The organism is Streptomyces sp. NPDC002276 (assembly GCF_053891435.1).
The window spans coordinates 1-2,372 of the sequence record NZ_JBSFCQ010000062.1 but is presented as its reverse complement, the minus strand read 5'-3'; the positions used below and the strand labels follow the sequence as shown (position 1 = coordinate 2,372).

Here is a 2,372-nt window from a genome sequence, read left to right as displayed (position 1 = left end):
GTCCTTGCGGCCCTCCACGCTCGGGTCCTCGCTCAAACTGGCGAGCCCCAAAACAAGATCAAGACGACGCGTTAATGATCTGCAAGCCCTAAGGGCTGTCCCGCAACTGCTTGTCACGGGTGAGATGATCTTGCGATGTCTGGTGTGATCACGGCGTCGGAGCCGTCCTGGATAGCCCCGTTCACCAGGCTGAGCCCGCGTCAGTTCGGCAAGCTGATCACCGCGTTGCGGCGCGAGGGCGCGGATCCGGTGCGGAAGGGTCGGCCGTGGAGCCTGCCGCTTGAGGGCCGCGTGTTGCTGGTCGCCGCGTACTGGCGGACGAACCTCACCATGCGCCAACTGGTGCTGCTGTTCGGGGTGTCCAAGTCCGCGGCCGACCGCGTCATCGACCACCTCGGGCCTGCGCTCGCTCTCCGGCAACACAAGCGGTTCCACAAGGACACTGTGCTGGTCGTGGACGGCACCCTGGTCCCCACGCGTGATCACAGTGTTGCCGAGCAGTCGAAGAATTACCGGTACTCGACCAACCACCAGGTCGTGATCGATGCCGACACTCGGCTCGTCGCCACCGTCGGCCGGCCGCTGCCTGGCAATCGCAACGACTGCAAGGCATGGGAGCTGTCCGGAGCGAAAGACGCCGTCGGTCGCACCACGGTCATCGCGGACGGCGGATATCGGGGCACTGGCCTACTCATCCCGCACCGCCACGAACGGGGCCAGGGCGAACTCCCGGCCTGGAAGGAGGAGCACAACTCCTCTCACCGCAAGGTCCGCGCCCGCATCGAGCATGCCTTCGCCCGCATGAAGACCTGGAAGATCCTGCGCGACTGCCGCCTCAAGGACGATGGCGTCTACCACGCCATGCTCGGCATTGCCCGCCTGCACAACCTCGCCCTCGCCGGATGACCAAGCAATCAGCCGGATCAGCAAGAATGCGCGATGTGACGCCGACCGGCAGTCGGCCATATCGCCCCGTTTCGACTGCCCAAGACAGGTCCAAGCGACTGCTGGAGGCCCAGTCGATCGTCTTGCTTTGGTGACCCGCGTCACACCCGGCTCCTGTCAGCAATCGGGGCGCTGTCTCGTTCGAAGGGCACGCGAACGAGACAGGAGCAACGCCATGAAGCACCGCATTGTCGTTCTCGGTGCCGGATATGCCGGGGCCTTCGCCGCCGGGAACCTGGCCCGCCGGCTCTCCCCCTCGGATGTCGAGATCACCGTCGTCAACGCCGTGCCCGACTTCGTTGAGCGGATGCGGCTCCATCAGCTCGCGATCGGCCAGGACTTCGGGTTCCGCAAGCTCGCCGACGTGTTCGAGGGCACCGGCGTGCGGCTACGCCTGGCACGCGTCACCGGCGTCGACCCCGAGCGCAAGACCGTCGTGGTCACCGGCGAGGACGGCGGTGGCGAGCTCGCGTACGACACGCTTCTCTACGCGCTCGGCAGCTGCGTGGCCGACCATGGCGTCCCCGGGGTGGCCGAGTACGCCTTCGATGTGACCGGCCTGTCCTCGGCGCTGCGTCTGCGTGAGCGCCTGGCCGGCCTGGGTGAGGGCGCCGCCGTGCTGGTCGTCGGTGAGGGGCTGACCGGCATCGAGACCGCCACCGAGTTCGCGGAGTCCCGGCCCGATCTCTCGGTCGCGCTCGCCGCCCGCGGCGAGCTGGGCGCCTGGCTCTCGCCGAAGGCCCGCCGTCACCTGCGCCATGCCTTCGACCGGCTCGGCATCAGCGTCCACGAGCACACCGGCATCGAAAGGGTCGAGCCGACCCGGGCGGTCGCCGCCGACGGTACCTCCGTCCCGGCCGACGTGACCGTGTGGTCGGCCGGGTTCGCCGTGCACCCCATTGCAGCCGCCAGCGGCCTGGAGGTCGCCGAGAGCGGCCAGATCGTGGTCGACCGCACGATGCGCTCGGTCTCGCACCCGGACGTCTATGCCGCCGGCGACTGCGCGTACGCGATCGGCGAGAACGGACGGCCGCTGCCGATGTCCTGCGCCTCGGCCGGCGTCACCAACATGCAGGCGACCGCTGCGATCATCGCGCGATTGACGGCCCGTGACGTGCCTACCATCGGTCTGAAGTACTACGGCAACCACATCAGCCTCGGGCGGCGGGACGCGATCTTCCAGATGGTGGACAGCGACGTCCGGTCGAAGTCCTGGTACCTGGGCGGCAAGGCCGCCGCGCGGCTCAAGTCGGGCGTGCTGAAGGGGGCCAGGTGGGGTATCGCCCATCCGACCTTCGGTATGCCGAAGCGCAAGCGCCGCCTGGCCAGCGCGCCTGACCGGGCCGGTGTGAGGGCCGCTGCATAGGCTGCTTCGCATGGACAGCGCAGCCATCGACCGGTTCGAGGCCAGCCGGGGCCGGCTGGCC

At 68.5% G+C, this 2,372-nt stretch carries 2 protein-coding genes; both read left to right on the top strand.

What is annotated here, in order from left to right; genetic code table 11:
• The first annotated feature begins 135 nt into the window (after positions 1-135).
• The gene (locus ACWIHT_RS47180; protein ID WP_456174824.1) at positions 136-906 is read left to right on the top strand and encodes a transposase; all 771 of its coding nucleotides are present in this window, start codon (positions 136-138) and stop codon (positions 904-906) included.
• A gap of 214 nt (positions 907-1,120) precedes the next feature.
• Positions 1,121-2,311 (top strand): NAD(P)/FAD-dependent oxidoreductase, encoded by a 1,191-nt coding sequence (locus ACWIHT_RS47175; protein WP_456174822.1) that lies wholly within the window; start codon positions 1,121-1,123, stop codon positions 2,309-2,311.
• Positions 2,312-2,372 lie beyond the last annotated feature (61 nt).

Excerpts from the sequence above, each read along its gene's own strand:
- ACWIHT_RS47180 (WP_456174824.1), top strand. The coding sequence starts at position 136 with ATGTCTGGTGTGATCACGGCGTCGGAGCCGTCCTGGATAGCCCCGTTC.
- ACWIHT_RS47175 (WP_456174822.1), top strand. The coding sequence starts at position 1,121 with ATGAAGCACCGCATTGTCGTTCTCGGTGCCGGATATGCCGGGGCCTTC.